This is a genomic window from Kangiella sediminilitoris (assembly GCF_001708405.1).
Classification (GTDB): domain Bacteria; phylum Pseudomonadota; class Gammaproteobacteria; order Enterobacterales; family Kangiellaceae; genus Kangiella; species Kangiella sediminilitoris.
In genome coordinates this window covers 1,052,706-1,078,962 of the sequence record NZ_CP012418.1, presented here as the reverse complement: position 1 = coordinate 1,078,962, position 26,257 = coordinate 1,052,706, and the positions used below count along the sequence as shown (strand labels likewise).

At 43.0% G+C, this 26,257-nt stretch carries 25 protein-coding genes and 2 tRNA genes; 11 read left to right on the top strand and 16 right to left on the bottom strand.

What is annotated here, in order from left to right; translation table 11 throughout:
• Positions 1 to 40: 40 nt before the first annotated feature.
• Positions 41 to 2,722 carry an aminopeptidase N gene (pepN, locus tag KS2013_RS05060; RefSeq protein WP_228703742.1) on the bottom strand — a complete coding sequence of 894 codons (2,682 nt, stop codon included), beginning with the start codon at positions 2,720 to 2,722 and terminating at the stop codon, positions 41 to 43.
• 121 nt (positions 2,723 to 2,843) lie between these two features.
• Here pepN and KS2013_RS05055 point away from each other — a divergent pair, with 121 nt between their 5' ends.
• The 3 genes from KS2013_RS05055 (at position 2,844) to KS2013_RS05045 (ending at position 4,022) form a co-directional block, all read left to right on the top strand.
• Positions 2,844 to 3,203 (top strand): hypothetical protein, encoded by a 360-nt coding sequence (locus tag KS2013_RS05055; protein ID WP_068990660.1) that lies wholly within the window; start codon positions 2,844 to 2,846, stop codon positions 3,201 to 3,203.
• A 14-nt stretch (positions 3,204 to 3,217) separates the two neighbouring features.
• Positions 3,218 to 3,586, top strand: coding sequence for a metal-binding protein (locus tag KS2013_RS05050; protein WP_068990658.1), 369 nt, complete (start codon positions 3,218 to 3,220; stop codon positions 3,584 to 3,586).
• Positions 3,587 to 3,713: 127 nt separating this feature from the next.
• Positions 3,714 to 4,022 carry a hypothetical protein gene (locus KS2013_RS05045; RefSeq protein ID WP_156768969.1) on the top strand — a complete coding sequence of 103 codons (309 nt, stop codon included), beginning with the start codon at positions 3,714 to 3,716 and terminating at the stop codon, positions 4,020 to 4,022.
• A 479-nt stretch (positions 4,023 to 4,501) separates the two neighbouring features.
• Here KS2013_RS05045 and KS2013_RS05040 read toward each other — a convergent pair whose 3' ends face one another.
• Positions 4,502 to 5,176 carry a MopE-related protein gene (locus KS2013_RS05040; RefSeq protein WP_068990652.1) on the bottom strand — a complete coding sequence of 225 codons (675 nt, stop codon included), beginning with the start codon at positions 5,174 to 5,176 and terminating at the stop codon, positions 4,502 to 4,504.
• Positions 5,177 to 5,188: 12 nt separating this feature from the next.
• Entirely contained in the window at positions 5,189 to 5,791 is a 603-nt protein-coding gene (locus KS2013_RS05035) for a putative metal-binding motif-containing protein (RefSeq protein WP_068990650.1), read from the bottom strand.
• A 385-nt stretch (positions 5,792 to 6,176) separates the two neighbouring features.
• Between KS2013_RS05035 and pdhA the strand changes: the two genes are divergently transcribed.
• The 7 genes from pdhA to KS2013_RS05000 all read left to right on the top strand — a co-directional run bounded on the left by pdhA (position 6,177) and on the right by KS2013_RS05000 (position 15,848).
• Complete coding sequence (gene pdhA / locus KS2013_RS05030) at positions 6,177 to 7,253, top strand: pyruvate dehydrogenase (acetyl-transferring) E1 component subunit alpha (protein ID WP_068990645.1); 1,077 nt, start codon at positions 6,177 to 6,179, stop codon at positions 7,251 to 7,253.
• On the top strand, positions 7,253 to 8,233 hold the full coding sequence (locus tag KS2013_RS05025) for an alpha-ketoacid dehydrogenase subunit beta (protein ID WP_068990642.1): 981 nt from the start codon (positions 7,253 to 7,255) through the stop codon (positions 8,231 to 8,233). Before pdhA ends, KS2013_RS05025 begins: the two co-directional genes overlap by 1 nt.
• Positions 8,230 to 9,945, top strand: a complete 1,716-nt coding sequence (locus tag KS2013_RS05020) for a 2-oxo acid dehydrogenase subunit E2 (RefSeq protein ID WP_068990637.1) — start codon at positions 8,230 to 8,232, stop codon at positions 9,943 to 9,945. Before KS2013_RS05025 ends, KS2013_RS05020 begins: the two co-directional genes overlap by 4 nt.
• Before the next feature lie 150 nt (positions 9,946 to 10,095).
• Positions 10,096 to 12,198, top strand: a complete 2,103-nt coding sequence (locus tag KS2013_RS05015; RefSeq protein WP_068990635.1) for a prolyl oligopeptidase family serine peptidase — start codon at positions 10,096 to 10,098, stop codon at positions 12,196 to 12,198.
• A gap of 321 nt (positions 12,199 to 12,519) precedes the next feature.
• Positions 12,520 to 13,326 carry a glutamate 5-kinase gene (proB, locus tag KS2013_RS05010; protein WP_068990633.1) on the top strand — a complete coding sequence of 269 codons (807 nt, stop codon included), beginning with the start codon at positions 12,520 to 12,522 and terminating at the stop codon, positions 13,324 to 13,326.
• A 405-nt stretch (positions 13,327 to 13,731) separates the two neighbouring features.
• On the top strand, positions 13,732 to 14,541 hold the full coding sequence (gene proB, locus KS2013_RS05005) for a glutamate 5-kinase (protein WP_068990632.1): 810 nt from the start codon (positions 13,732 to 13,734) through the stop codon (positions 14,539 to 14,541).
• 20 nt (positions 14,542 to 14,561) lie between these two features.
• The gene (locus KS2013_RS05000) at positions 14,562 to 15,848 is read left to right on the top strand and encodes a glutamate-5-semialdehyde dehydrogenase (RefSeq protein WP_068990629.1); all 1,287 of its coding nucleotides are present in this window, start codon (positions 14,562 to 14,564) and stop codon (positions 15,846 to 15,848) included.
• Positions 15,849 to 15,939: 91 nt separating this feature from the next.
• On the opposite strand, the gene KS2013_RS04995 is transcribed toward KS2013_RS05000, so the two are convergent.
• Entirely contained in the window at positions 15,940 to 16,680 is a 741-nt protein-coding gene (locus KS2013_RS04995; RefSeq protein WP_068990626.1) for a hypothetical protein, read from the bottom strand.
• Positions 16,681 to 17,415: 735 nt separating this feature from the next.
• On the opposite strand from KS2013_RS04995, the gene KS2013_RS04990 reads away from it, so the two are divergent.
• Positions 17,416 to 18,123, top strand: coding sequence for a helix-turn-helix domain-containing protein (locus tag KS2013_RS04990; RefSeq protein ID WP_068990622.1), 708 nt, complete (start codon positions 17,416 to 17,418; stop codon positions 18,121 to 18,123).
• A 66-nt stretch (positions 18,124 to 18,189) separates the two neighbouring features.
• Here the strand turns inward: KS2013_RS04990 and KS2013_RS04985 are convergent.
• The 12 genes from KS2013_RS04985 to KS2013_RS04930 form a co-directional block, all read right to left on the bottom strand.
• A tRNA-Lys gene (locus KS2013_RS04985) sits at positions 18,190 to 18,265 on the bottom strand.
• 269 nt (positions 18,266 to 18,534) lie between these two features.
• Positions 18,535 to 18,610 (bottom strand) — tRNA-Lys (locus KS2013_RS04980).
• Between the two features lie 123 nt (positions 18,611 to 18,733).
• On the bottom strand, positions 18,734 to 18,934 hold the full coding sequence (gene iscX / locus KS2013_RS04975; protein WP_068990620.1) for a Fe-S cluster assembly protein IscX: 201 nt from the start codon (positions 18,932 to 18,934) through the stop codon (positions 18,734 to 18,736).
• 9 nt (positions 18,935 to 18,943) lie between these two features.
• The gene (fdx, locus tag KS2013_RS04970; RefSeq protein ID WP_068990617.1) at positions 18,944 to 19,282 is read right to left on the bottom strand and encodes an ISC system 2Fe-2S type ferredoxin; all 339 of its coding nucleotides are present in this window, start codon (positions 19,280 to 19,282) and stop codon (positions 18,944 to 18,946) included.
• A gap of 9 nt (positions 19,283 to 19,291) precedes the next feature.
• Positions 19,292 to 21,148, bottom strand: coding sequence for a Fe-S protein assembly chaperone HscA (gene hscA, locus KS2013_RS04965; protein WP_068990615.1), 1,857 nt, complete (start codon positions 21,146 to 21,148; stop codon positions 19,292 to 19,294).
• Between the two features lie 5 nt (positions 21,149 to 21,153).
• Positions 21,154 to 21,687, bottom strand: coding sequence for a Fe-S protein assembly co-chaperone HscB (hscB, locus tag KS2013_RS04960; RefSeq protein ID WP_068990612.1), 534 nt, complete (start codon positions 21,685 to 21,687; stop codon positions 21,154 to 21,156).
• Positions 21,688 to 21,863: 176 nt separating this feature from the next.
• Positions 21,864 to 22,187, bottom strand: a complete 324-nt coding sequence (gene iscA, locus KS2013_RS04955) for an iron-sulfur cluster assembly protein IscA (RefSeq protein WP_068990611.1) — start codon at positions 22,185 to 22,187, stop codon at positions 21,864 to 21,866.
• A 41-nt stretch (positions 22,188 to 22,228) separates the two neighbouring features.
• On the bottom strand, positions 22,229 to 22,612 hold the full coding sequence (gene iscU / locus KS2013_RS04950; protein ID WP_068990608.1) for a Fe-S cluster assembly scaffold IscU: 384 nt from the start codon (positions 22,610 to 22,612) through the stop codon (positions 22,229 to 22,231).
• 19 nt (positions 22,613 to 22,631) lie between these two features.
• Positions 22,632 to 23,846 (bottom strand): IscS subfamily cysteine desulfurase, encoded by a 1,215-nt coding sequence (locus KS2013_RS04945; RefSeq protein WP_068990606.1) that lies wholly within the window; start codon positions 23,844 to 23,846, stop codon positions 22,632 to 22,634.
• 36 nt (positions 23,847 to 23,882) lie between these two features.
• Complete coding sequence (locus tag KS2013_RS04940) at positions 23,883 to 24,350, bottom strand: Rrf2 family transcriptional regulator (protein ID WP_068990600.1); 468 nt, start codon at positions 24,348 to 24,350, stop codon at positions 23,883 to 23,885.
• Positions 24,351 to 24,584: 234 nt separating this feature from the next.
• The gene (gene cysE, locus KS2013_RS04935; protein ID WP_068990597.1) at positions 24,585 to 25,367 is read right to left on the bottom strand and encodes a serine O-acetyltransferase; all 783 of its coding nucleotides are present in this window, start codon (positions 25,365 to 25,367) and stop codon (positions 24,585 to 24,587) included.
• Entirely contained in the window at positions 25,367 to 26,140 is a 774-nt protein-coding gene (locus KS2013_RS04930) for an RNA methyltransferase (protein ID WP_068994410.1), read from the bottom strand. The genes cysE and KS2013_RS04930 overlap by 1 nt, the downstream gene beginning before the upstream one ends.
• Between the last annotated feature and the right edge of the window lie 117 nt (positions 26,141 to 26,257).

The following is a 26,257-nucleotide window of genomic DNA, read 5'->3' as shown; positions in this document are numbered from 1 at the left end:
TTAATCTTTACATTTAATCTAAGAATCTAAGGTTATAAGCCTACTTTAAAGCCTTACTGGCAATTTCATAGACATCTTTCGACAGCTCTGGCATCTGTAGTATTTCTTCAAGCTGCTCCCGCATCATCAATTGGCGCTTCTCATCAAATTTACGCCAGCGGTTAAAAGCACCGGTTAGGCGGGCTGCCGTCTGCGGGTTTACCGCGTACAGGGACTTAATTTGACGCGCTAGATACTGATATCCTCTTCCATCAGCACGATGGAACTGAGTGGGGTTGGCGCTGGTAAAGCCACCTATCAGTGAACGGACCTTATTAGGGTTCTTCAGTTCGAATGATGGATGATCCAGTAATGACTCTATTCTGTCAATGGTTTCGTCCGCCGGGTCAGTAGCCATAATCAGTAGCCATTTATTAACTACCAGGTCTTCATTTTGCCACTTCTGATAAAAATCTTCGGCAACGGCTAGCTTGTCATCATACTCCGAGTGCATGATAAGTTTTAACGCCGTACTGGCGTCAGTCATATTATTGGCATCGTCCAGCTGCTGTAATGCCAGTTGGTAAACGGCATCTTTTTCAAGAGTCATAAGGTAACTTAGGCAAGTACCGGATAGCGCCCTTTTGGAAACAGCCTCTTTACTCTGCTCAAACTCCCCAGTCTGATGATTCGTCTGATAATGAAGCAACCAGTCTAGCTCAAGCTCCTCGGCCAGGCGTTGCTTTAAATAGTGTCGAGCCTCTGTCAGATGATCTATATTTACTGAATCAACTTCTTCAATCAGGGTGTTAACGCCTGGGATAGTCAGAGCTAGAGACTTAAACTGACCATCAAGGTCCGGATCATCCAGAATATTCTTTACAGCCTTTATCACCGACTCATTGAAATTTAACGTTTTTCCAGACGCTAACTGCTCACATAAACCAAAAATCACATGACTGAAAAGCTCCTGCCCCGCCTGCCAACGATTAAACGAATCTGTATCGTGGGCGAATAAGAAAATTAATTCATTTAGGGAGTAGTTATAATCAAGTTTTACCGGTGCTGAGAAGCCGCGCAATAATGACGGGATAGTTCCCTCTGGAACATCATCAAAAATCACCGTTTGCTCGGCTTGCTTGAGGTGAACAATATCACCTTCCACAGGAGTATCTCCTTCACCTGTAAGAAGCGGCTTTAACGGGATATTAGCACCCGCAGAATCTAACAAACCAAGCTTTAGGGGAATATGAAATGGAGCTTTTGCTTTTTGTCCTGGAGTTTCAGGGCAGGTTTGCTTCAAATTCAGACTAAGTTGGCGTTTTTCTGCATCATAGTAACTTCTAATATGAACTTCTGGAGTACCAGCCTGTGAATACCAGCGTCTAAACTGTTCAAGATCATAATGATTGGCATCTTCCATTGCCCTTACAAAATCTTCGCAGGTAACGGCTTGACCATCGTGGCGTTCGAAGTAAACATCAAGCCCACGCTTAAAACCGTCACGTCCTAAAAGCGTCTGGTACATACGAATCACTTCCGCCCCTTTATTATAGACTGTGACAGTATAGAAGTTATTCATCTCTATATAGGAGTCTGGGCGGATGGGGTGCGCCATAGGCCCTGCATCTTCTGCAAACTGGTGGGAGCGTATCACCTTAACATCCTCAATGCGCTTCACACCATGATCCGTCTGATCGGCTGTAAATTCCTGGTCCCTGAACACCGTTAAGCCTTCTTTCAAGCTAAGCTGGAACCAGTCTCGGCATGTAACACGGTTTCCGGTCCAGTTATGGAAGTACTCATGACCGATAACCCCTTCAACATCAATAAAGTCCGTATCAGTTGCTGTATCCTGGCTTGCCAGAACATATTTGGTGTTAAAGATATTAAGGCCTTTATTTTCCATAGCGCCCATGTTGAAGTCACCAACTGCCACGATCATATAAATATCCAGATCGTACTCCAGCCCAAATACTTCCTCATCCCACTTCATCGCTTTTTTCAAAGAAGCCATAGCATGATGGCACTGATCAAGCTTGCCCTTATCCACATATATTTCCAGACGTACCTCACGTCCTGACATGGTCTGGAAGCTATCCGTCAATAAATCGTAATCACCCGCGCACAGTGCAAATAAGTAACTTGGTTTTTTAAAGGGGTCTTCCCAGACCGCAAAATGCTTTCCCTTCTCTAATTTACCGTAATCCACACGATTCCCGTTGGACAGTAAGTGAGGAAAATCTGACTTACTAGCTTCAATACGGACCGTAAACTGGCTCATCACGTCTGGACGGTCAGGATAAAAAGTGATCTTTCGGAACCCTTCTGCTTCGCACTGAGTACAGTATTTGCCACTGGACAAATATAATCCCTCGAGACTGGTGTTGGTCTCTGGTGAGATTTTAACTCGTGTTTTTAATTCAAACGCATCCGGAACATTGTGAATCTCCAGCCCATCTTCCACAAAACGGTACTCATCTTCGGTCAGCCCCTTTCCGTTGATTTCAATCGTTAGCAGTTCTAAATCAACCCCATCTAGACAAAGCGGTTCATTGTTCTCAGCATCGGCCTTCCGCTTAATATCCAGTATTGAGCTAACAATAGTTGCATCGGGATCTAACTCAAAGCTCAAGGACACACTATTTATATCAAATGGATAGGCTTTATAATCGCTACGATAATGGACTTGAACGTCCCGGTTAGGCGCTACATTCTCCTGCTGATTCATACTGTCGCTCATGGTATTGGTAAGGTATGGGGTAAGTTTTAATCAATAAAGTCTTGATTGTAGCAATCTTAGACCAGATTCGATATAACAGTGTCCAACAAACAACGACAAAATATTTCAGGGAAAAGAAAACATGAACATCTTAGATAGGCTCTGCTTTATCATCCTGCTATCGCCGGCAACTGCTCTGGCTTCAGATATGGGGGGCATTTTTTACCTGGTGACAATTCCCGCCAGTATTTTTCTTCTTATCGTTGCTCTAAAGGTGGCTTTTAAACAAAACAAACCGTCAGGAATGGTAACGATTATAGGTTTGGCACTGGCCACTATTTTTATGACCCTGTTTATGACTAGCCATACCTACACAAGAACGGATGCCTTCGGTATGCAGGTGGCACTCTGCATAGCTTTTATCATCCCGTTCACGGTTTGGCTGGTGAGAGATAAACACGAAGAAAATGAAGAAAGTACAGACAAAGAGCCAAACGAATAAGAGATAACCACAAGATGTGTCAATGCAATCAATTACCCAACGTATTTTTAGGAAATGACGAAAGCCACCCTTTCGATGACACTCTCGAAGAGCTCGAATGGGCACCACAACGCTGGGCCACTCTGAACCGTTGTCCTGAATGCGGTCAGCTATGGCATATTGATATCGCCAAACAGAATGACATTGGTGTCTGCGCAAAAATTCCAAGTCGGGAAGTCTGGCACCAACTCGACACCACCAACCTCAAAGTCCAACTCATGGTCCAAAACCGCGGCGGCCTCAGCGACGACACCTGCCAATGGAAACAGTGCGAAGAAAAATGTGTTAAAGGACTCGCCTTCTGTCCCAGTCATGCCTATTTTGAAATGGATATAAAGCAGTAAATCAAAAGGTTAAACAATAAATTAAGGATAATAGAAGATATGAAAATACTTGCATTACTTCTTATCGTTATCAACTTAGCCTCCTGTAGCTCCGGAAACACTAGTCCAGACTACAAAAACAAAATTATTGGTAAGTGGGTTATTAATAATACCTGGTATCCCATACTATTACGGTCAAGCCGAATATAAAGAAAGTGGAGAAATGGTGGGCTGGGGTAAAGCTGCTTTTTCGGATGGGACAATTAAAGAAACAAAATTTAATGATTCCTGGGAAATACATGGCAACAAAATAACTTTCAAACCGCTAAAGAAGTATAGAAATGAGGCGATGAATAAAGTAGTAACTGACACTATTATAGATATTAACGATAAAGAAATGATTTTACTGAACGCTGACGAAAAAAAACTAGTGAGAACACGTATGAAGCCAAAGTAGGTCGAGTTGGGCTGAGTTTACGATGCCCAACAACCCTTAAACCACAGCGATATTCTGTTGGGCTTCACATCGTTCAGCACCAACCTGCGGCAAAGGTTACGACCAGTTTCCCTTATATTGAGCTGCGCTATGAACAAAATATAGCAAGCAAAATCAGGACGATTTTGCTAAGAGTTTTCAGCACAAGGAAGTGCTGTAAACTCTGATACCCTGAGGGGCAGACCCTGCGTTAAGTATTTTGAGAGTAGAGCAGGAAGTCATGCTTGCATGACCTCAATATCGGGGTGGACTTCTCTTTGGTTACTTTCTCTTATCCATGTAAGAGAAAGTAACTCGCTGAGGAGCGAAACTATGAGTTAAAAAGCCCAAAACAAATAAAGACGTTAGATTCCCGCCTTCGCGGGAATGACAGGGACTGAAAAGTCTGAACAGCAAACATAGGATGGGTTAGACATCAGTCGTAACCCATCTTAGTTACTTTATCGACACTTCATAGAAATATAACCATCACCGTCAACATCTAAATCACCGACAGTTCTGGCATTACAGTCCTCGTCAATTCCATCTGAGTCACAGATCTCTTTATTACCCGGGCTGCGTCTGGGATCGTTATCGTCACAGTCATCGCCACCGCAGTGCATAGCCTTATAACCATCGCCATCCTTGTCTTCACAAGGCATTTTGCACTTCTTTTCTCGTTCGAAGCATAAGCCATTTTCACAAGGCGGCTTACCTGGTATGCAAGTACCATTACCAGCAGATGAGTTTACACGGTATCTTCCATCTGTACGGCACACCTCTTCACCGTTACAGAAAACACCATCAGAACAGTCAGCATTAGTATTACAGCGGTTACGGTTTCGTTCGGCTTCAACTTTCTCAAGGTAAGTGTTGTAGGCTGAAGTATTCACGCAAGCGCACAAATCAAACCTCATTTTACGATTCCATCGCTTGAGTTCAGTTTCCCTGTTACTACAACGACATCGTTCAACTTGACACCCATACCCAGATTTATCCTCGTAAGCGCTACAGAACTCTCGGGCCTCCTCTTCAGCGTCAGCATAAGCTACCGAAGGGGTAAATATAGAAGAAGCGAATATCCAAAAACCTACAAGAGAAGCTGATGATATAAACGATATTAATAATTTTTTCATGTCCCTTCTCCGTTATTTTACTCGGTCACAGTTTTCATCAATGTTATTACCAGGAATCTCCTGCGCTGAGGGATTAATGGCAGAGCTTCTATCATTACAGTCCCCCCTTCTTTGTGAATATCCATCCGGTAGGCTACAAGCATAGTAAACTTTAGATGCGTCTCCCCATAAATCTGAGTCAGCATCCAAGTAATAGGCTACAGAGACACCTTCATCAATATCACCATTACAGTTGTTATCAATACCGTCGCATATTTCTTGCGCACCTATGTTCACGGCACGCTTAGAATCATCGCAATCATAAGTGGTGGTATCAAATTCGGTATTTTGAGTACGCAAACGAGTGTTAGCCTGAGCGCTCGTCTTAACTGCCTTAGATTTAACTTTCAAATTATGTGCATTGAGTTTCTTTCGATATTCAGATCCAGACAACATTTCGACCTTACCAATGTCTTTGACCTTTTTTATTGCTGTTGGATTGATTGCTTTAACTGAGTTGACTTTAGTCGTATCTATTTTCTTAAATTCCTGAGATGCGATAACACCCGCAATTGCAACAGAACTCAAAACTATGAATCCAAGCACACTCAAGAGAAGTTTCTTTCGTCCAATCATTGTTACCCCCGTATATTTTTCCTTTTTGCCCTCATTGGCATTACTTGTTGTATCATAGCTAGATGCGGTCTTCCCGCAAGGCCGTCACAGTAATTTCATCCAGTTGCGTTATAATTTATACCGCAAAAGAGGTAAGACCAATACGCTTTTGCATAAGTTTTGCTTATCAAAAGCGACTTAATTTAAAATAAAACTAGTAAGGGTTTACGTTAACGTAAATCTCACTATACAAATTAGCCAAAAATACGTACAATCGGCGTCGCTAATTATGAGATTGAACCTTAGGGGAACCCATAGATTCCATCGTTAAATGATTGAAATCTAAAGCTTTTATTGAGTATTTAAATCTTAAAAGTCAGCCCCTTCAATAAAGGAGAATGTAGCCTTGACGACTACAACTGTTGCTTCTTTCGAGATCAAGTATCATCAATATCTTGATGCCAGTGGCAAGCCAGCGAAAGATTTACCGAAGTTTGCCAAAGACATGAACACAATGCGCGAGCTTTACCGTGACATGTATAAATTACGTGTATTCGATGCCAAAGCTTATGCACTTCAGCGTACCGGTAAAATGGGTACATACCCTGCATCACTGGGTCAGGAAGCCATTGGTATTGGTTACGGCGATGTGATGACTAAGGAAGATGTGTTAATTCCATACTATCGCTCAACTGGCGGTCTTTTAAAGCATGGTGTCACCATGGAGGAGATCTTGCGTTATTGGGGCGGTGATGAAGAAGGTGCTAACTACTCTGTAGCTAAAGAAGATTTCCCAATCTGTGTACCAATCGCAAACCAGATTATTCATGCTTCCGGAGTAGCTAAAGCTATCCAAATGCGCAAACAAAAGCGCGCAGTTGTGACAGAGATAGGCGAAGGCGGTACATCGGAAGGTGACTTCTACGAAGGTGTCAACGTTGCGGGGATCTGGAATCTAGGCGCAGTATTCTTTATTAACAACAACCAATGGGCAATTTCCGTACCTACGGACATCCAGACAGCTTGTGAAACCTATGCTCAAAAAGCTATCGCAGCAGGTGTCGAAGGCATCCAGGTCGATGGTAATGACATTATCGCTGTTCGCGAAGTGGCTAACTATGCGCTTGAAAAAGCTCGTAGCGGTGGAGGCCCAACAGTAATTGAAGCTATTACTTATCGTTTATGTGACCACACGACAGCAGATGATGCATCGCGCTACGACGATCCTAAAGTTAAAGAAGAAGCTTGGAAGAATGAACCTCTTGTTCGTTTACGTAAGTACCTCGAAGATAATAAAGCGTGGTCTGATGAAGACGAAGAAAAAATGAAAGAAGAAGTCGCCAAAGAAGTTGAAGCGGCTGTTAAAGCATACGAAGAGGCACCAATGCCTGGTCCAGAAGAGATGTTTGACTACCTGTATGCGGAACTTCCTGAATTAACTAAACCTCAGCGAGAAGCAGCAATCAAAAGAGGTGCAAAATAATGGCGGCGATTACTTTAATTGAAGCTGTAAACGCAGCAATGGCCTACGAACTTGAGCATGATCAAGACGTGGTACTTTTTGGTGAAGACGTTGGTAAAAACGGTGGTGTATTCCGTGCAACAGACGGCTTACAGAAGAAATACGGTAAGGATCGAGTGATAGATACACCTCTGGCGGAATCTATGATTGCTGGTTTAGCCGTGGGTATGGCCGCTCAAGGTATGAAGCCGATTGCAGAAATGCAGTTTATGGGTTTCATCTTCCCTGCAGTTGATCAGATTTTCTGTCATGCAGCTCGTATGCGTCATCGTACTCGCGGACGCATCACTCAGCCGCTAGTAATCCGCGCCCCTTTTGGTGGTGGCATTCACGCCCCAGAACACCACTCAGAATCAACTGAGGCATTATTCTCACACATCCCTGGCTTGAAGGTTGTCATTCCTTCAAACCCATCACGTGCTTATGGCCTGATGCTGGCAGCAATTCGTGATCCTGATCCTGTGATTTTCTTGGAGCCAAAGCGTGTTTACCGTATCGTAAAACACGAAGTTGAAGATAATGGTGAAGAATATCCGCTGGAAGCATGTTTTGTTGACCGTGAAGGTAGTGATATTACACTTATCTCATGGGGCGCTATGATGCATGAAACGCTTCAAGCAGCAGAAAAGCTTGCAGCGGAAGGCATTGATGCCGAAGTTATTGATGTTGCTACTGTTAGTCCTATAGATATGGACACCATTTTAGAATCGGTCGAGAAAACCGGTCGCGCCTGTATCATTCAGGAAGCGCCAAAATCTGGCTCAGTTGGTTCTGAAATTGCTGCTGAAATTGCTGAAAAAGCAGTACTCAGTCTCTTAGCGCCGATTGGTCGAGTTTCTGGCTACGATACGGTTATGCCATACTATCGTTTAGAAAAACAATATATGCCTAACGTCGATCGTATTCTTGACGAAGTGCGCACGATTATGGAGTACAAATGAAACAGTTCAATTTACCCGATTTAGGTGAAGGTTTACCGGATGCGGAAATCGTTCGCTGGTTAGTAAAGGAAGGCGATACTGTTGCTATAGACCAACCAATGGTAGAAATGGAAACCGCCAAAGCCGTGGTTGAAGTACCCTCTCCTTTTGCTGGCCGAATAGCTAAACTACACGGACAGGAAGGTGATGTCATCAATACCGGTGATTTGCTGGTTTCTTTCGGTGATGGCGCAGTCGCAGATGAAGATGAGGCTCCAGCTGAAGAAGCTCCAGCAGAAACCAATGAAGCTGAAGCATCAGCAGAAGTCTCATCCGACGATATTGTTGGTGATACTTTTATGCTTCCTGATCTTGGTGAAGGTTTACCGGATGCAGAAATCGTTCGCTGGTTAGTTAAAGAAGGCGATACAGTCACTGTAGATCAACCTATGGTTGAGATGGAAACGGCAAAAGCAGTGGTCGAAGTGCCCTCGCCTTTTGCTGCAAAAGTTTCCAAGCTATATGGTCAGCCAGGTGATGTTATTAATACTGGCGATCCACTGGTGGAATTTGGCGGCAGCGGAAAATCATCGGCCCCTAAGAAAGAAGAGTCTGGTGAAGAAAAGCGTGCTGATAGCGGTACGGTAGTTGGTGCAGTTGAAGTTGGTAACAACGTTGTTGCTGAAACCACAAATTCAGTAGTCAAAGCACTGGCACGTAAATTAAAAGTAGATCTGACCCAGGTCTCAGGTACTGGTAAAGATGGCGCTATTACGCAAAAAGACGTGCGTGAAGCAGCCAAAAACGGTACTGGTTCTGCAAAAGCAGCAAAGGCTGCGCCGCAACCAGAGTCAGGCTTCGATACAAGCAATCCACTGGCTTATAAAGCTTCTCCAGCGGTTAGAGCACTGGCACGTAAACTGGGTGTTGACCTGGGTAACTGCCAAGCTTCTGGTCGCAAAGGCTCAATCACACGTGATGATGTTGAGCAGGCATCAAAAGGTGGTGGCTCAGCTCCAGCAGCGACTAGCCAAGCACAAGCAAAAGCTTCTTCAACACCTTCCAGCACTGGTGGCCTTCCAACATTGAATGTGGAAGTAAAACCAGAAAGTGTTCGTGGTGTTCGTCGTGCAATGGCAATGGGTATGGCCCATTCACATTCAACAGTCGTACCAACCAGCCTGGTTGAAGATGTTGATATCTCGGCATGGCCAAAAGGTACTGACTCTCTTGCTCGTTACGTTAGAGCGTTGGTTGTTGCAGCAAAAGCTGTACCAGCAGTTAACGCCTGGTTTGACGGTGAGAAGTTCGAGCGTCTATTGCACCCTAATGTCAATGTAGGTATCGCGGTAGATTCTGGCGATGGATTGTATGTGCCTGTGGTGCATAATGCAGACCGTATGAGCATGGCAGATGTCCGTGCCAACGTTCAGGAGCTTCGTCAGAAAATTGAATCAAAATCGTTAAAGCAGGAAGATCAGCAAAACGCTACGATTACCCTGTCTAACTTTGGTTCAATTGCTGGTCGATACGGCACGCCAGTAGTATCACCACCACAGGTTGCAATCCTGGGTACTGGCCGCTTCCGTAATGAATTGAAGTTAACTGATAAGGGAATTGTAAACGCTAAAATGCTTCCATTATCACTGACTTTTGATCACCGTGCCTGTACAGGCGGTGAAGCAGCCCGATTCCTTGCAGCTGTAATGGAAGACCTGCAGAAAGCTCAGTAACACTAAGACTTTTCTGCCACAAAAAAGCGGTGCCTCATAGCACCGCTTTTTTTTGCTTTCCTGTAATACTTTTACACATTTAAGCCCTAGCACCCTTCTCCCCGCTTTGCTATTCTCATTCAGTTAGTTAATCAACGGAGTCTGTTATAAATGAATAAGAAACTGATCACTGGGTTAGCGCTAGCCTCGATGACATCCATGGGAGTGATGGCGAAAACTATGTCTGAAGAACCTAAAAGTAATGATCCTTATATCTGGCTTGAAGAGGTTGAGGGTAAAAAAGCACTTGAATGGGTTGAAAAAAATAATGAGAAGTCATTAGGGTACCTCCAGTCAAAGCCTCTTTATAAAGAGCTATATGCTAAAAATCTTGAAGTCTATAACTCCGATGAACGTATTCCGTATGTCAGCCAGATGGGTGACTTCTTTTATAATTTCTGGCGTGATGATGAAAACCCTCGCGGCCTATGGCGTAGAACCACTCTTGAAGAATATAAGAAAGAGAATCCTGAGTGGGAGATCGTACTTAATCTAGATGAACTGGCAGAAAAAGAAGATGAAAACTGGGTATATAAAGGCACTAACTGCCTCTACCCAGATTATGATCGCTGTTTAATCAACCTGTCACGCGGCGGAGCTGATGCAACGGTTGTTCGTGAATTTGACATGAATAAAAAGTCATTTGTTGAAGACGGGTTTCAGCTACCAGAAGCAAAAAGCAGCTTAAGCTGGATCGATAAAGATACACTTTATGTCGGAACAGATTTTGGTAAAGGCAGTATGACTGACTCAGGCTATCCACGAGTAGTCAAAGTATGGGAGCGAGGCCAGCCTCTAGAAAAAGCCAAGACAGTATTCGAAGGTGAAAAAGACAACGTATGGAACGCTGGAATGGTCATTCACGACGGCGACGAAAAATATCAAATTATATATCAAGGCATCGACTTCTATAGCTCCGATATATATATGTCGACAGACCACGGACTTGTAAAGATGGACCGCCCTAAGGACAGTGACTTTAGTGGAATTATCAACGGGCAATTATTGCTGGAGCTCAAATCAGACTGGACTATCGGTGACAAAACCTACAAGCAAGCCTCTCTTCTTTCTATTTCCATAGATGACTTTATGGCAGGTAAAAAGACATTTACCGAAGTCCTGGTGCCTGATTCTCGTACGTCTATTGCAAGTGTTAGCATGACTAAAGACCATGTACTGGTTACAACATTAAAAGACGTAAGTAGTGAGCTTTATCGTTATACCTATAATGATGGCGAATGGTCCCATGAGCAGATAGATATGCCTGAACTGGGCACATTGTCTGTCACTGGAACTAGCGATGAGCATAATAATTTTTTCATTAATTACCAGAACTTCCTTACTCCAAGTAGTCTTTACTACTTTGATGCTGAGAAAGAATCTACAGCAGTACTGAAAAGTCTGCCTGAGTTCTTCGATGCGTCACCCTACAAGGTAGAGCAGCATTTTGCCGAAGCAAAAGACGGTACCAAGATACCTTACTTCCTGATCATGGCAAAAGATACGGTACTTGATGGTAAAAATCCTACTTTGCTGTTTGGATATGGTGGATTTGAAGTATCGTTACGTCCTAGTTATTCAGCGACAGTTGGCATCGATTGGCTGGAGCAAGGCGGCGTTTACGCCCTGGCTAACATACGTGGTGGTGGTGAATACGGCCCTGCATGGCATCAAGCGGCACTCAAAGAGAATAGACACATTGCCTTTTCTGATTTTATTCGTGTCGCGGAAGATCTTATAGAACGTAAAGTAACTTCAAAAAATAAACTGGGCATCAGAGGTGGCAGTAATGGCGGTCTTTTAGTTGGAACTGTAGCAACGATGCGTCCTGACCTCTATGAAGCCGTTGTGTGTCAGGTTCCTTTATTGGATATGAAGCGTTTTAATAAGCTACTTGCCGGAGCGAGCTGGATGGGTGAATACGGCAACCCAGATAATGAAGACGAGTGGAACTACATTAAAACCTACTCTCCTTATCATAATGTAGATGAGGATACGGAATATCCAAAAATATTCTTTACTACATCCACACGTGATGATCGGGTTCACCCGGGACATGCTCGAAAAATGGTCGCCAAAATGACCGACCAGGGTCATGACCTACTATATTATGAAAACACAGAGGGGGGTCATGGTGGCGCAGCCAATAACGAGCAATCAGCCAAGTTAAATGCATTGGTTTATACTTATCTCGCTGACCAGCTTATGGATTAAATTCCCCTCATCTAACATAAGGCGCCAAATGGCGCCTTTTTGTTTTCCACTACAAGGAACTAACGCATCGATGGAAAATGGAATGTTTAAAATTTTAATTGCGAACTATTCAAAACTGTAGGATATTTAAGACATGAGTGAATTAATAAGCACAGCGTCTAATCCAATCACTGTCCTTCCCGGACAGCCCATACCCTATTGTCTCGAACAAATGCAGGTACGTGCTTATTTATAAATGGTGAGATTAATTTAAACCACGAAAATAGAAAACCAAAAGCCCGCAAGCCCTGCTTCGCGGGTTTTTTTATACTAGGAACAGAGATGAACGAATTTGATTTCACAAAGTACAAGAACATTGTTGTAAAAGTAGGATCAGCCCTAATTGCACCTGATGGTCATTCATGTTCGGCGCGGTATTGCCTACCGATCGCAAACTTCATCAAAAAATGCCAGGAGCTTGGGAAAACCATAACCCTGGTAAGCTCGGGGGCAGTGGCAGCGGGTTATAATACTTTACGTCCTTCAGAGGAAGACTTATCAACGGTCGAAAGACAGGCACTTGCCGCAATTGGTCAGTCAAAAGTCATAAACCACTGGCAACAATTTTTTGATCAGCCTGTCGCACAGGTATTACTGACTGCCGCTGATATTCAAAACCCTACTCGATCCGTTAACGCAAAGAAAACGATTTCCACACTTCACCAACACCGGGTCATCCCTATTGTTAACGAAAATGATACTGTAGCTATTGAGGAACTTATGATAGGTGACAATGATAATCTCGCAGCAAAAGTGGCAGCATTGACTGGAGCAGATTTATTAATTATTTGCAGTGATGTTGATGGATTATTTACTGAAAACCCACACCTTGCCCCCGAAGCGAAATTATTGCATCGAGTGGAAAATATTACACCGGATATAATGCAGATGGGAAAATGTAGTCATAACCCGCAGGCACGCGGCGGAATGCAGACTAAACTCGAAGCAGCCTTAATTGCCGATAATCATGGCATAGATACCATTATCTGTAATGGTCGTAAGGAAGCTTATTGCCGTTTATTGTCCAATAATAATGCAGGAACCTGGATTGGTATTAATAACCAATTTGATAGTGTTACAACACGATAGATTAGTTTTTCTAATTCCAGCCATAAGTTACTGTTATTTCGAATTATTTTTGATATATGCGGATTTCGCTGAGATCGGACGAGATCTAAAGTTGAAGTGCATTCGGTATAACCAACATACCCCCCAGTTGCATAGGGTTAAAGGCGCTAACAGCCGCTCAGAGCGTCTCTCAGATTTTTTCCGAGTCAAATTTGACATATAGATCTGTATATTAATAATGCAAACCGTGCTTAACATTAATCGACTAGACAAATCGACACTATCCACGGCAGGCGAATCAGGCCAGCCAAGTCGTTTATGTCTGCGATTAGAAAACAAGCCTGGCGCTTGGGTAACGTGTTCTAGCACACCACGTCTACTTTTAACTCGTCATTAACTAATCCTTTAAAAGAGAAAGGTCATTTCATGCTCGAACATATTGAATTTGGTAATTACAACAACATCGTCGTTAAAGTTGGATCAGCGCTTATCGCGCCTGATGGTCATTCATGCTCTGCGGAGTATTGCTTGCCTATCGCCCACTTTGTCAGAAAATGTCGTAAAGCAGGGAAACAAGTTACATTAGTTTCTTCTGGTGCGGTAGCAGCAGGTTTCAACTTGCTTAAACCAGACTACGATAAATTAACTCGTAAAGAAAAGCAGCCGCTAGCCGCTGTCGGCCAATCAATGGTCGTTGCACACTGGCAGCGTTTCTTTGATGATGTTGTGGCCCAGGTATTACTGACTTCAGCCGATATTAAAAATCCTGAGCGCGCACAGAACGCACGCAACACATTCAAAACACTAGAAGAACTTGGCGCACTGCCGATTGTTAATGAGAACGATACGGTAGCGACTGAAGAGTTAACGGTTGGTGACAACGATAACCTCGTTGCACAGGTTGCAAAATTAACTAACGCTGATCTATTGATCATCTGTAGTGATATTGACGGTGTCTACGACGACAACCCGAAAACCAACCCTGACGCTGAGTTAGTGAATCAATTTGAAGGCATTAGCGAAGAAGCCTTAGCAATGGGTAAGCAAAGCACAAGTGCACAAGGTACTGGTGGTATGCGTACCAAGCTGAAAGCTGCGAAATTTGCCTCGGAAAATGGTATTGATACGATTATCTGTAACGGTACAAACGAAAGTTACATGCGTCTATTCAATAACCAGAACCCAGGTACTTTAGTTCGCAACACAGCTCAAGATGAAGAAGCAAACGTTGCTTAGGAGATCGCTTAGGAGATAGTATGAATATGAAAGAGAAAACATTTGAAGACCAAGAACAGCAAGAGCTATATGAGTTAACGCTTCGTGCTAAAGAAGCGGCAAAAACTCTTGCTACATTAACCAGTAGCCAAAAGAATGATGTGCTGGCTGCGATGGCTAAACAGCTCAAAGCAAATCAAGCACAGATTCTTGAAGCGAACAAAAAAGATATTGATTACGCGAAAGAAAACGATTTATCAGATGCAATGGTCGACCGTCTTCTATTAGACGAAGAACGTGTAGACGGTATGGTCGCTGCACTGGAAAACGTTATGGCCTTGGCTGACCCTGTTGGTGAAATGGGCCCAAGCTCTTTGCGCCCTAACGGCATCCGTGTCGCTAAAATGCGTATTCCACTTGGCGTTGTGCTGATGATTTATGAAGCACGCCCAAACGTGGCGGTAGAAGCAGCAGCACTGACGCTTAAATCAGGTAACGTGGTTATTCTGCGTGGTGGTAAAGAAGCATGGCACTCAAACAACGCCATTATCGACTGCTGGCACCAAGCGATTGAAGCTTGTGGCTTCAGTAAAGAAATGGTCTGCATCGTGCCTTCACAAAGCCACTCAGCTGTGAACCATCTGCTTCAGTTCCGTGACACCATTGATCTTGTCATCCCACGTGGTGGCGAGCGCTTGATTCAAGCGGTAACGGATAACAGTAAAATTCCAGTAATTCAGCACTTTAAAGGCGTATGTCACTTATACGTTGATAAGTATGCTGACTTGGATAAAGCAGAGAAGCTACTGAAAGACGGTAAAGTATCGCGTCCGGGCGTGTGTAATGCACTAGAAAGCCTGGTGATACACAAAGACATTGCTGACGAATTCCTGGAGCGTGTGAACGCTCTTGGCAACGAATTCGGCATTCAGTTTAAAGCAGATAAAGACTCTGCCAGCAAACTCGACAATGCAGAAGTAGCTAGCGAAGAAGATTACCACAATGAATACTTAAGCCTGGCGATGAGCGTGAAGCAAGTAGACAGCTATGAAGCTGCTGTTGAACACATTCAGAACCACAGCTCAAGCCATACTGAAGTTATCGTAACCAAAGATATTGACCGTGGTAACGAGTTCGTTAAACGCATCAATTCGTCTGTTGTGATGGTAAACGCTTCATCACGCTTCTCAGACGGTGGCGAGCTGGGTCTAGGCGCAGAGATTGGTATCTCAACCAGTAAACTTCACGCCTATGGTCCAATGGGTCTTGTACAACTGACTACTGAAAAATATGTGGTAACAGGTCAAGGCCAAGCGAAGCACTATTAATTATTAGAAAGCGTTCGAGCAATAGGGTTCTACCAAGCCCTATACTCAAAGCCGCGGGTTAACCCCCGCGGCTTTTTTATATTTATCTCCCTCAAAACTCATCACTTATTCCTAAGTTGCTTCTAGCATTACGTTTCATTTCATCACTAATACTTTCAAAATAAAACCTTTCTTCTCCTCTAGCAAATTCAAATATGTGGTTTACTAGTGCTCTTATATCAATTAAACACGAAATATATGACTCAATATTCTCTGCACGATTGACCATACGACGGTCCGGTCTAAACTCATCTGATAAATGAACCATCCTTGAATGATGAACTTGCAACCTGACAATAATATCAGCCAAATATTTTGCTACATCTGGTTCAGCGAATCTTATACAGTCTCTAAAAACCTCTTTATAAACCTCATCAAGCTCTGGGACTTGGTGCTCAAGAGGTTCATTACAATTAGCTCTGCCATATTCACGCACCTTTTGATAGGCTTCAATCAAAAGCTCCGCGCTGTCATCTAAGTATTCACATAAGTCACTAAGTACGTGAGGTAAAAGTGAACTTTCAGCAATAAAATCTCTCTTCCGCTGTACATCTTCTCGATACCTAGTAATTTTAAAAGCCATTAAACTGGTCAGCAATGCCAGTACACCAACATTGAATCCTTGCCAGTGATGCCAAACACCTAATGTGTAATCCCAACTACCTTTACTAGCAAGTAATGGCCATATCCCCATACTAAATATGTAAATAGTGGCTAGGGTGAATAAAATTTTATTTAAGTGTTTATTAAACATCGTTTTAGAGTAATAAGAGGTATGAATTCCTAACTGCATATTTGCTCCTTTATTATTGATTTTATACCCTTTTCTTTGCTTGTCCAAAGAAAAGGGCGAAAAGAAAAGACACCCCGTATCGTTAGGCGCTTCGCACTGCCCTCGCTTTAAAAAGTCATTAACGCGCCGCAAAACGAAACATCCAGTTTCGTCTTTGCTAAATTGGGCTATCCCTGCCCAATTTACACGATGACTTTTGAAACCTTCGGCTAACTTAAAGGGGAAGCTACATAACATGTAACTAAAACTTGTCGGCAACTTCCTAGTTTACTAAAAAGGAAATTGTTTAAGTCATGGTTAACTCCCTTAATATCAAGCTGAGCTTAGTGTTAGGAATAGGAATTCAAATCTGTGACCAACGGAAATGCCTTTAGGTAGAAGATTTGAATAATGAAATTCAGACGGTGACTATAAGGAATCCCTTTAGGCAGACGGGCTGTATTTCATGGTCCGTAAATGATTAACACCATGCGAAGGTAGTCATTTCAATGACCTTGATATTGGGGTGAGCTTCTCTTTGAATACTTTCTATTGCTCACCAAGAAAGTATCTCGGCATAGGCAAAACAACAGCTCAAACAACAAAAGCAAGCCGTGGCATGACAAGAATGACGTTTAACCTCTTCAAATTCCAAAACATTCCTGTATATTCCTAACTATTCCAATCAATTCATCTGGTTATTCTTAGGACTTTTTAAAACAATAATCGTGTCAATAAATCATATGGAGATAAACAATGACACTCGGTGAAAAGTTAAGATCACTACGTTCAATCAGCGGCTGGACTCAGCCTGAATTTGCTCAGAAGCTTGGTATTGAGCAGTCTTATTTATCAAAGCTGGAAAATGATAGAAGCATTCCCTCGGTAGAAATATTCGATAAGCTATGTACTGCTTATGAAGTCACGCCAGATGAAATGATAAAAGATTTAGATAAAGACTATGTGCGACAAAAGCTGATGCATATCCCCCTTATCGCCAACGCGACTAATAGTAAATTTGAGGTTGCTAAAGGAAAACGCAAGGCAGCTGTTATCGTATGCTCAACATTTATTTTGGTTGCTGTACTTTTCTTCTTTATCGCACAGCTGGAGCTATTGTCGAGTAATCAACGATGGGAGTACAGCTCTTCAGGAGTATCTTTTGAAGAGGAAATTGCACATTGTAGTAAAGACAATAGTGTCCAAGAGTGTAATTTAAAATATGCAGGCGATCCCCGGAGAGATATGAACTTTGTAACTAAGTCATTCATTACACCGGTTTATCAGGGCAGTCGCATATACGAGAAGCTGGATGTGGGCTTTAGGCTGTACCATGCTAAGCAATTGGATGACAAAAGAAGCATGGCAAATAATATCTTTCTGATACTGGCCGTATTTCTGATTACTCTGGGCGTACTCGGACTTATTGTCGAAGCTCGGTTCTATAAAATTGATAACCAATAACCCCTGCCCTAAAATCATCCAGACATAAAAAAACCGTTGATATCTCTATCAACGGTTTCTTGGATATGGTGGGTTGCACAGGAATCGAACCTGTGACCACCTGATTAAAAGTCAGATGCTCTACCGACTGAGCTAGCAACCCATATCTCTTCTGAGGCGTGACCTCATCCGATGGCGCGTATAATACCTTTTTTTACTGAAAAGACAACCCTTGATCGTTATAAAAATACAATAAATTTATAGAAATCATATATGGTTGTTTTACACTGTATTAAAAGCTCAAAAAAGACCCTATAACTAGTTATTTTTTAAACAATTATAAGCTATTTGGAGTGCCCGCTTAACAGCGAGAGTTTGGATAAATGGGTAGGTATAAAAAAACCGCTAAGCAGTACTTAGCGGTTTTGAATATGGTGGGTTGCACAGGAATCGAACCTGTGACCACCTGATTAAAAGTCAGATGCTCTACCGACTGAGCTAGCAACCCATTGATTTGGTTATTTTTCTAACCAAACATCACCATCTGTGGTGAGACGCGTATAATACTGTTTTTTACGGAAAATACAACCTTTATACGCGATTTTTTTCCTTTTTTGACGATGTTATAAAGCTATTCTGCTTCTTCTATCCAGGCTGCCTGAATGGCCTCAAGAATACGCTCGCCACTTCGATTTGGCTCATCATCAAATTCTTCAAGTTCCATTACATAATTACGTAGATCGACAAAGTTAATACGCGTCGGATCTACCTCTGGATACTTTTCAAATAGCTCAATAGCTATATCAAGGCTGTCTGTCCATTTAAGACCCATAATTCGCTCCTAGTGACGCTCTGAGACCTGATTAACCGTATACTTAGGGATCTCTACCACTAAGTCTTCATCATCGACCACAGCCTGGCAGCTTAGACGAGATTCAGGCTCTAATCCCCATGCCTTATCTAACATATCATCTTCCAATTCATCACTTTCTTCAAGTGAGTCAAACCCTTCACGTACCACTACGTGACAAGTCGTACAGGCACATGACATTTCACAGGCATGCTCGATAAAAATCTTGTTGTCTAAAGCAACATCCAGAATTGTTTGCCCTTTTTCTGCTTCTACTTCAGCACCTTCTGGACAAAGCTCTTCATTTGGTAAAAATATTACTTTTGGCATCAAATAACCCTATAGTTCATCAACTTCATGGCCCACTAGAGCCTTTGCAATGCTAGCATCCATTCTACGGCTAGCAAACTCATTCGTACTTTTCTCAACAACTTCTATCGCAGACTCAATAGCTTCAACACTATCCCCCTGAGACGTTTGATTAAGTTGCTCAAGCGAAGACTCTATCGCTTGATACTCTTCTTCACTTAATAATTCCTTACCGTTTTCATGCAGAGCCGCTGACACAGCCTCTATAACACGTGCCGCCTCTACCTTTTGCTCACGTAGCATACGCGCCTGCATATCATCTTCAGCGTGACTGAAGGAGCTTTCAAGCATACTGGTAATTTGATCATCACTTAAACCGTATGATGGCTTCACTGTGATATCAGCTTTAACGCCACTGGTCGTTTCCTCAGCCATGACCTGCAATAGACCATCAGCATCAACTTGGTAAGTAACCTTAATTCTAGCAGCCCCAGCAACCATAGGGGGTATACCACGCAGTTCAAAACGAGCAAGCGAGCGGCAGTCATCAACGAGCTCCCGTTCACCTTGCACCACATGAATAGCCATAGCAGTTTGACCATCTTTAAAAGTGGTAAACTCTTGAGCCTTAGCTATTGGAATCGGCGTGTTTCTTGGAATAATTTTTTCGGCTAGACCACCCATTGTTTCGACACCTAAAGAAAGCGGAATAACATCCAGCAATAACATGTCATCATCAGACTTGTTACCAATCAGAACATTGGCTTGAATTGCAGCACCAATTGCCACGACTTTATCTGGGTCGATATCAGTCAGAGGTGGTACTTTAAAATGCTTTTCGACTTTCTCTCGAACCAGTGGAACTCTCGTGGAACCACCCACCATCACGACTTTATCAACTTCACCGACCTTGACGCCTGCATCTTTCAAGGTGCGGCGACAGGATAGCAGTGTTTTATCAACAATAGGTGCAATAATTTCTTCAATTTGCTGGCGTGTGATTTGACCATCCCACTCAAGGAAATTCACCTTAACAGCCTCGGTATCTGTTAATCCTTCTTTAATCTCACGAGCCTTAATCATAGCTAACTGGTAAGCACGACGATCGTCACTATCAACCCCCGCCTGCTCAACTAGATATTGACCAATTGCACGGTCAAAATCATCTCCACCCAAAGCACTATCGCCTCCTGTGGCCAATACTTCAAAAACACCTTTTTGAAGGCGTAAAATTGAAATATCGAACGTACCACCGCCAAGATCATATATCGCATGTATTCCTTCGCTACCAGTATCCAGCCCATAGGCTACGGCCGCAGCAGTAGGCTCATTCAGTAAACGCAACACTTTCAACCCGGCCAGTTTAGCAGCATCTTTTGTTGCTTGACGTTGAGCCTCATCAAAGTAGGCAGGAACAGTAATCACAACTCCGCCAAGCTCACCACCAAGTGTTTCTTCAGCTCTGTCAGCTAATGTTCGCAATATATCACTGGATACCTGGACAGGATTTTTTTCGATACCATTTTCAAGAACGACACCAGGCATGCCAGAGTCTGATTCAACCAATTGGTTAGCACTGAATTCTTTTATTTTGTCCATGTCAGCTAGACCACGTCCCATAAGACGTTTTATAGAGCTGATAACGTTACCTGGTTCTATAGCCTGTTGTTCTTTTGCCTTATAACCTACCTCGAAAGAACCATCGTCATTGTAATGAACAACGGATGGTAAGGTATGCTTTCCATCGGTATCAGGTAGTGTTTGAGCTTGACCGCTACGCACGGTAGCAATCAATGAATTTGTCGTACCAAGGTCAATCCCTGCCGCCAACTTATGTTGGTGTGGCTCAGTACTCTGTCCTGGCTCTGAAATTTGCAATAATGCCATAGTAATCAGTCTATAATTTTGTCTTCTGCAAGCTCAATATCATGCAATGTCTTATGTAAAAACTGTAGCTTATAAATAGCTACCTTCAATGCATCAATATCCCACGCTTCCTGCTTAAATAATTCACCCAACTCTGCTTCCTGCTGTTCAGCCATACTTTCTATTTTATCAGCAAACTCCATCAGTGCGGACGTATCTTTGTCAGCAGTAATATTGTGGAGTTCTTCTCTAAGCTCTAATTGTTGCATCAAAAAATCAGGATCATTAACTGTATGATCTTTTGTGGTGTCAATATCTCTCACGACCTGTAGTAGATACTGAGCCCTTTTGACTGGATGCTTCAGTACCGCGTAGGCGTCATTCAGCTGAGTCGTTTTTTGCATGGCAAGCATTTGCTGTTGGCTACCGCCCGAGGTATGGCGATCGGGGTGGGCACTATGTAAAAGACGTCTTAATTTTTCAGACAACTCTTTTTGGTCGACGAAAAAATTCGGCTCGAGGCCGAATAATTCAAAATGATTTTGCTGCGCACTTGCCATAGCTGAGATTCTTTTAGTGGAGTTAGTTTAGTTAAGGTCTGAAGTCTGACTAACAAGTTAGGATAATTTTTTTAGGACGAGGCAAATCTAAATTAAAGTGAGGGAGTTTATACCCAGTAAATGACCGAATCTTTAATTTAGATTTAACAAAGTCATAAAATAATTAGTCAACTTGTTTAGACGGTGAAGGACTCACCACAACCACACTCACCCTTCACATTCGGGTTAACAAATTCGAAACCTTCATTTAACCCTTCTTTTTTAAACTCAAGGCGAGTACCGTCAAGATACAGCTTACTTTTGGGATCGATAATGACTTTTACGCCTTTATCTTCGTATACAATGTCTTCGTCATTTAAATCGTCTACAAACTCAAGTACGTAAGCCAAGCCTGAGCAACCGGTCGTAGTGACACCAAGACGTACGCCCAGGCCCTTACCACGGTTCTCTAAAAATGACTTTACGCGCTCTGCTGCTGCATCGGATAAAGTGATAGCCATAATGTAATCTGTACCTATCTTCGGTCGTTGGTGTAACTAATTTACTTCTGACTTCTGTCTTTAAAGTCTTTAACTGCTGCTTTGATCGCGTCTTCAGCAAGTACTGAGCAGTGAATTTTCACTGGTGGCAACGCTAACTCTTCAGCAATTTCTGTATTCTTGATTGCTTGGGCTTCATCAACAGTCTTACCTTTAACCCACTCAGTTACCAGTGAGCTTGAAGCGATTGCTGAACCACAGCCATAAGTTTTGAACTTAGCGTCTTCAATGATGCCTTGTTCGTTAACTTTTATCTGTAATTTCATGACGTCTCCACAAGCCGGAGCGCCTACCATGCCAGTACCAACAGTCGTATCATCTTTTTCGAACGAACCAACGTTTCGTGGGTTCTCATAATGATCAATAACTTTTTCACTATATGCCATAATAATATCTCCAACTAAATTAGTGCGCCTGCCATTCAACTTTTGACAGGTCGATGCCTTCTTTATACATATCCCATAAAGGAGATAGCTCGCGTAAACGACCAATTCCTTCACGAACTTTTTCAATCGTGTAATCAATCTCTTCTTCGGTTGTGAAGCGACCGATGCTGAAACGAATTGAGCTGTGTGCCAACTCATCGTCACGACCCAAAGCACGCAATACATACGAAGGCTCCAGGCTCGCTGATGTACAAGCGGAACCTGAAGACACTGCTAAGTCTTTCAGTGCCATAATTAATGATTCACCTTCAACAAAGTTAAAGCTGATGTTTACAATTCCCGCTACACGCTTCTCTTCATGGCCATTAAGATACACTTCTTCCATATCATTAACACCATTCCACAAGCGCTCACGCAAACCAATAATACGTTCGTTGTCTTTTGCCATATCTTCTTTAGCAATTCGCGCAGCTTCGCCCATACCCACAATTTGGTGAGTAGGTAATGTACCCGAACGCATACCACGTTCATGGCCACCACCGTGCATTTGCGCTTCAAGACGCACACGAGGCTTACGACGCACGTATAAAACACCAATACCTTTAGGGCCATACATTTTATGACCAGAAATAGATAACAGGTCCACTTTGGTGTTTTGCACATCGATCGGTAATTTACCGGCACTTTGCGCAGCATCAACATGGAAAATAATTTTACGCTCACGGCATAATTCACCGATCGCATCAATATCCTGAACGACACCCGTCTCATTGTTAACGTGCATGATGCTGACAAGAATTGTGTCATCACGTAGTGCCTTTTTGAACTCTTCCAGGTCAACCAAGCCGTCATCTTTCACATCAAGATAAGTAACTTCATAACCTTCTCGCTCAAGCTGACGCGTGGTATCAAGTACCGCCTTGTGCTCGGTTTTTACGGTAATAATGTGCTTACCCTTTTTGCCGTAAAAGTGCGCTGCACCTTTAATGGCCAAGTTGTCAGACTCGGTCGCACCAGAGGTCCAAACAATTTCACGTGGGTCTGCATTAATTAAATCAGCCACATGCTGTCTTGCTTCATCAACAGCCTCTTCTGCTTCCCAACCGAATTTATGGGAACGAGATGCAGGGTTACCGTAGATGCCGTCAACACTCATGTATTGAACCATCTTCTCGGCAACACGCGGGTCAACCGGCGTCGTTGCTGCATAATCAAGATAGATGGGTAATTTCATTCTCTTCTCCGCTAAATTTTCAAAGCACAAATTAAATTAGCCAAAAGCAATCACGTCTTTGTCTTGGAAACGTGTGTTTTGACGTTCAGCCACTTGCTGAACAAAATCTCTCTGAATAACCTTGTCCAAGGTTATTCCACTTAAAAACTGATAAATCTGATCGCTAAGCTCTGTCCAAAGCTGATGGGATAGACATACATCTCCACCCTGACAGTCGCCTTTACCATTACAACGTGTAGCAGTAATGGGTTCATTCACCGCTAAAACAACCTCTGCAACACTTATTTGTGTTGGTGGTCGCTTTAACTCATAACCACCGCCCGGCCCACGTATACTGTCGACAAGATTAGCCTTGCGCAAACGTGCAAAAAGCTGCTCAAGGTAGGACAAAGAAATATGTTGCCTACCTGAAACTTCCGCCAATGTGATTGGGCCTTCTCCAGAGTGCAATGCTAGGTCCAGCATTGCTGTCACTGCATAACGACCTTTGGTGCTTAACTTCATATCAGTACCTTTACTTCAATGAGTTAATGATCTCATACCCGAGTATTTTAGTCAACTTTAGCAAACAAGCAGGAACAGCTACTGATCAGCCAATAAACTATTGAAATATATAATATTAAATCGAAAGCATTAGTGTATCTAATAGGTGGGCGGCGGATTGATAACTATAAATACCAAGCTCAGCACTGGGTTAAATGCAACTGATTCTCATTATTTGCAAATCAAGGACTTAGATTAAGATTTGTCTCCCGACTCAGGGTTGTCTTCTGTGTCTGAAGGTGGCTGTCCATTTGTATCAAATCGGCGCAACTCTTCGCAGTCAACATCCGGTAATTCAAGCTCTGTGCAATCGATACCTTGCTTTTGTAAAGCACAGGCGATCAAATGCATCTGCTTTTCTACTGCTCTAGAATGCTCATGCAGGCTTCGAATTGCCTGGGAGATAGGATCTTGCTGCTGGGTACTGATACCATAAGCCTCAAAGACCGTTTGCTCAGTATCTTTCTGTTTTGAAACTTGTCTGGCTGGGATACCTACTACGGTCGTATCTTCTGGCACATCTCGATTGACCACTGCATTAGAACCAACTCTGGCACCTTTGTGAAGAGTTATGGGACCCAGCACTTTAGCTCCTGCGCCTATCACAACATTATCTTCTAAAGTTGGGTGTCGCTTTCCTTCTTTCCAGCTGGTACCACCTAAGGTCACTCCATGGTAAAGGGTACAGTCATCTCCCACCTCAGCAGTTTCTCCGATAACCACTCCCATGCCATGATCGATAAAGAACCGTCGCCCTATTTTGGCCCCAGGGTGAATCTCAATTCCTGTTAGCCAGCGGGCTAGCGTGGACAATGTGCGTGCTAGCCACTTCCAATTGGCCTTCCATAACCTGTGGGATAAACGATGAAACCAGATAGCATGTAGCCCCGGGTAATTAGTAAGAATTTCAAAATTGTTACGCGCCGCCGGATCGCGGTGATAGACGCTTTTGATATCTTCTCTGATACGCGTAAACATTACGACTCCCCACTATCCTTCTTGCCTGTGTGATATTTAATGTGTTTTCCCATTGAGGCTAAAAATCCTCTTAATATATTCACTTCCGCTTCTGTTAATTGCGATTTTGCGAATAGCCTGTGAAGTCTGGCTGGTAATAGTTTTGGCTCTTCAGGATCAAAAAAACCAGTTTCAATCATGACACTTTCAAAGTGCTGATACAAACCCTCAGTCTGCTCAACAGTAGCCTTACGCTCACTATCATCAACAGACAATTCTTCAGTAGCAGACTCTAACGAATTTTTAAGCTCGAGAGCTAATAACCGACATTCATAACATATAACCTGAACGGCCGCTGCAAGATTCAGCGACATATAATCGGGATTTGCAGGAATATTGACATGATAGTGGCACAACTGAAGCTCCTCATTCAATAAGCCTGTACTCTCTCTGCCAAAAACAATGGCAACAGGTAATGCAGAGGGTTCATTTTGTACTATGCTCTTTATTTCGCGAGGCTCAACCATTGGCCAGGGTAATGCTCTATTTCTGGAGCTGGTTCCTATGACTAAGCGACAGTCACCTATAGCTTCTTCTAAAGTAGAAACCACTTTAGCATCCTCTAGAATATCTGTGGCTCCTGATGAGCGCGCAGTAGCCTCATAAGATGGATAGTCCCTTGGATTTACCAGCACCAGCTGTTGTAAGCCCATGGTCTTCATGGCTCTGGCTGCAGCCCCAATATTCCCAGGATGACTGGTTTGACAGAGAACGATTTTAATTTGCTGTAAAATTGTGGCTTGGTCTAAATCTGCCATGAGTACAAAAAATTGATAAGATACAAGCGCCTATATTAGCAGAGCGCTCCAAATAACCCTACCAATATGGCTATAAATACTAAAAAAAACCTT

Excerpts from the sequence above, each read along its gene's own strand:
- iscA (WP_068990611.1), bottom strand. The coding sequence starts at position 22,187 with ATGGCTATCACTTTATCCGATGCAGCAGCAGAGCGCGTAAAGTCATTT.
- KS2013_RS04945 (WP_068990606.1), bottom strand. The coding sequence starts at position 23,846 with ATGAAATTACCCATCTATCTTGATTATGCAGCAACGACGCCGGTTGAC.
- pepN (WP_228703742.1), bottom strand. The coding sequence starts at position 2,722 with ATGAGCGACAGTATGAATCAGCAGGAGAATGTAGCGCCTAACCGGGAC.
- KS2013_RS05015 (WP_068990635.1), top strand. The coding sequence starts at position 10,096 with ATGAATAAGAAACTGATCACTGGGTTAGCGCTAGCCTCGATGACATCC.
- iscX (WP_068990620.1), bottom strand. The coding sequence starts at position 18,934 with ATGGGTCTTAAATGGACAGACAGCCTTGATATAGCTATTGAGCTATTT.
- hscB (WP_068990612.1), bottom strand. The coding sequence starts at position 21,687 with ATGGCAAGTGCGCAGCAAAATCATTTTGAATTATTCGGCCTCGAGCCG.
- fdx (WP_068990617.1), bottom strand. The coding sequence starts at position 19,282 with ATGCCAAAAGTAATATTTTTACCAAATGAAGAGCTTTGTCCAGAAGGT.
- KS2013_RS05035 (WP_068990650.1), bottom strand. The coding sequence starts at position 5,791 with ATGATTGGACGAAAGAAACTTCTCTTGAGTGTGCTTGGATTCATAGTT.
- KS2013_RS04995 (WP_068990626.1), bottom strand. The coding sequence starts at position 16,680 with ATGCAGTTAGGAATTCATACCTCTTATTACTCTAAAACGATGTTTAAT.
- KS2013_RS05055 (WP_068990660.1), top strand. The coding sequence starts at position 2,844 with ATGAACATCTTAGATAGGCTCTGCTTTATCATCCTGCTATCGCCGGCA.
- KS2013_RS05025 (WP_068990642.1), top strand. The coding sequence starts at position 7,253 with ATGGCGGCGATTACTTTAATTGAAGCTGTAAACGCAGCAATGGCCTAC.
- KS2013_RS05020 (WP_068990637.1), top strand. The coding sequence starts at position 8,230 with ATGAAACAGTTCAATTTACCCGATTTAGGTGAAGGTTTACCGGATGCG.
- KS2013_RS05000 (WP_068990629.1), top strand. The coding sequence starts at position 14,562 with ATGAATATGAAAGAGAAAACATTTGAAGACCAAGAACAGCAAGAGCTA.
- proB (WP_068990633.1), top strand. The coding sequence starts at position 12,520 with ATGAACGAATTTGATTTCACAAAGTACAAGAACATTGTTGTAAAAGTA.
- hscA (WP_068990615.1), bottom strand. The coding sequence starts at position 21,148 with ATGGCATTATTGCAAATTTCAGAGCCAGGACAGAGTACTGAGCCACAC.
- proB (WP_068990632.1), top strand. The coding sequence starts at position 13,732 with ATGCTCGAACATATTGAATTTGGTAATTACAACAACATCGTCGTTAAA.
- cysE (WP_068990597.1), bottom strand. The coding sequence starts at position 25,367 with ATGTTTACGCGTATCAGAGAAGATATCAAAAGCGTCTATCACCGCGAT.
- KS2013_RS05050 (WP_068990658.1), top strand. The coding sequence starts at position 3,218 with ATGTGTCAATGCAATCAATTACCCAACGTATTTTTAGGAAATGACGAA.
- iscU (WP_068990608.1), bottom strand. The coding sequence starts at position 22,612 with ATGGCATATAGTGAAAAAGTTATTGATCATTATGAGAACCCACGAAAC.
- KS2013_RS04990 (WP_068990622.1), top strand. The coding sequence starts at position 17,416 with ATGACACTCGGTGAAAAGTTAAGATCACTACGTTCAATCAGCGGCTGG.
- KS2013_RS04940 (WP_068990600.1), bottom strand. The coding sequence starts at position 24,350 with ATGAAGTTAAGCACCAAAGGTCGTTATGCAGTGACAGCAATGCTGGAC.
- KS2013_RS05040 (WP_068990652.1), bottom strand. The coding sequence starts at position 5,176 with ATGAAAAAATTATTAATATCGTTTATATCATCAGCTTCTCTTGTAGGT.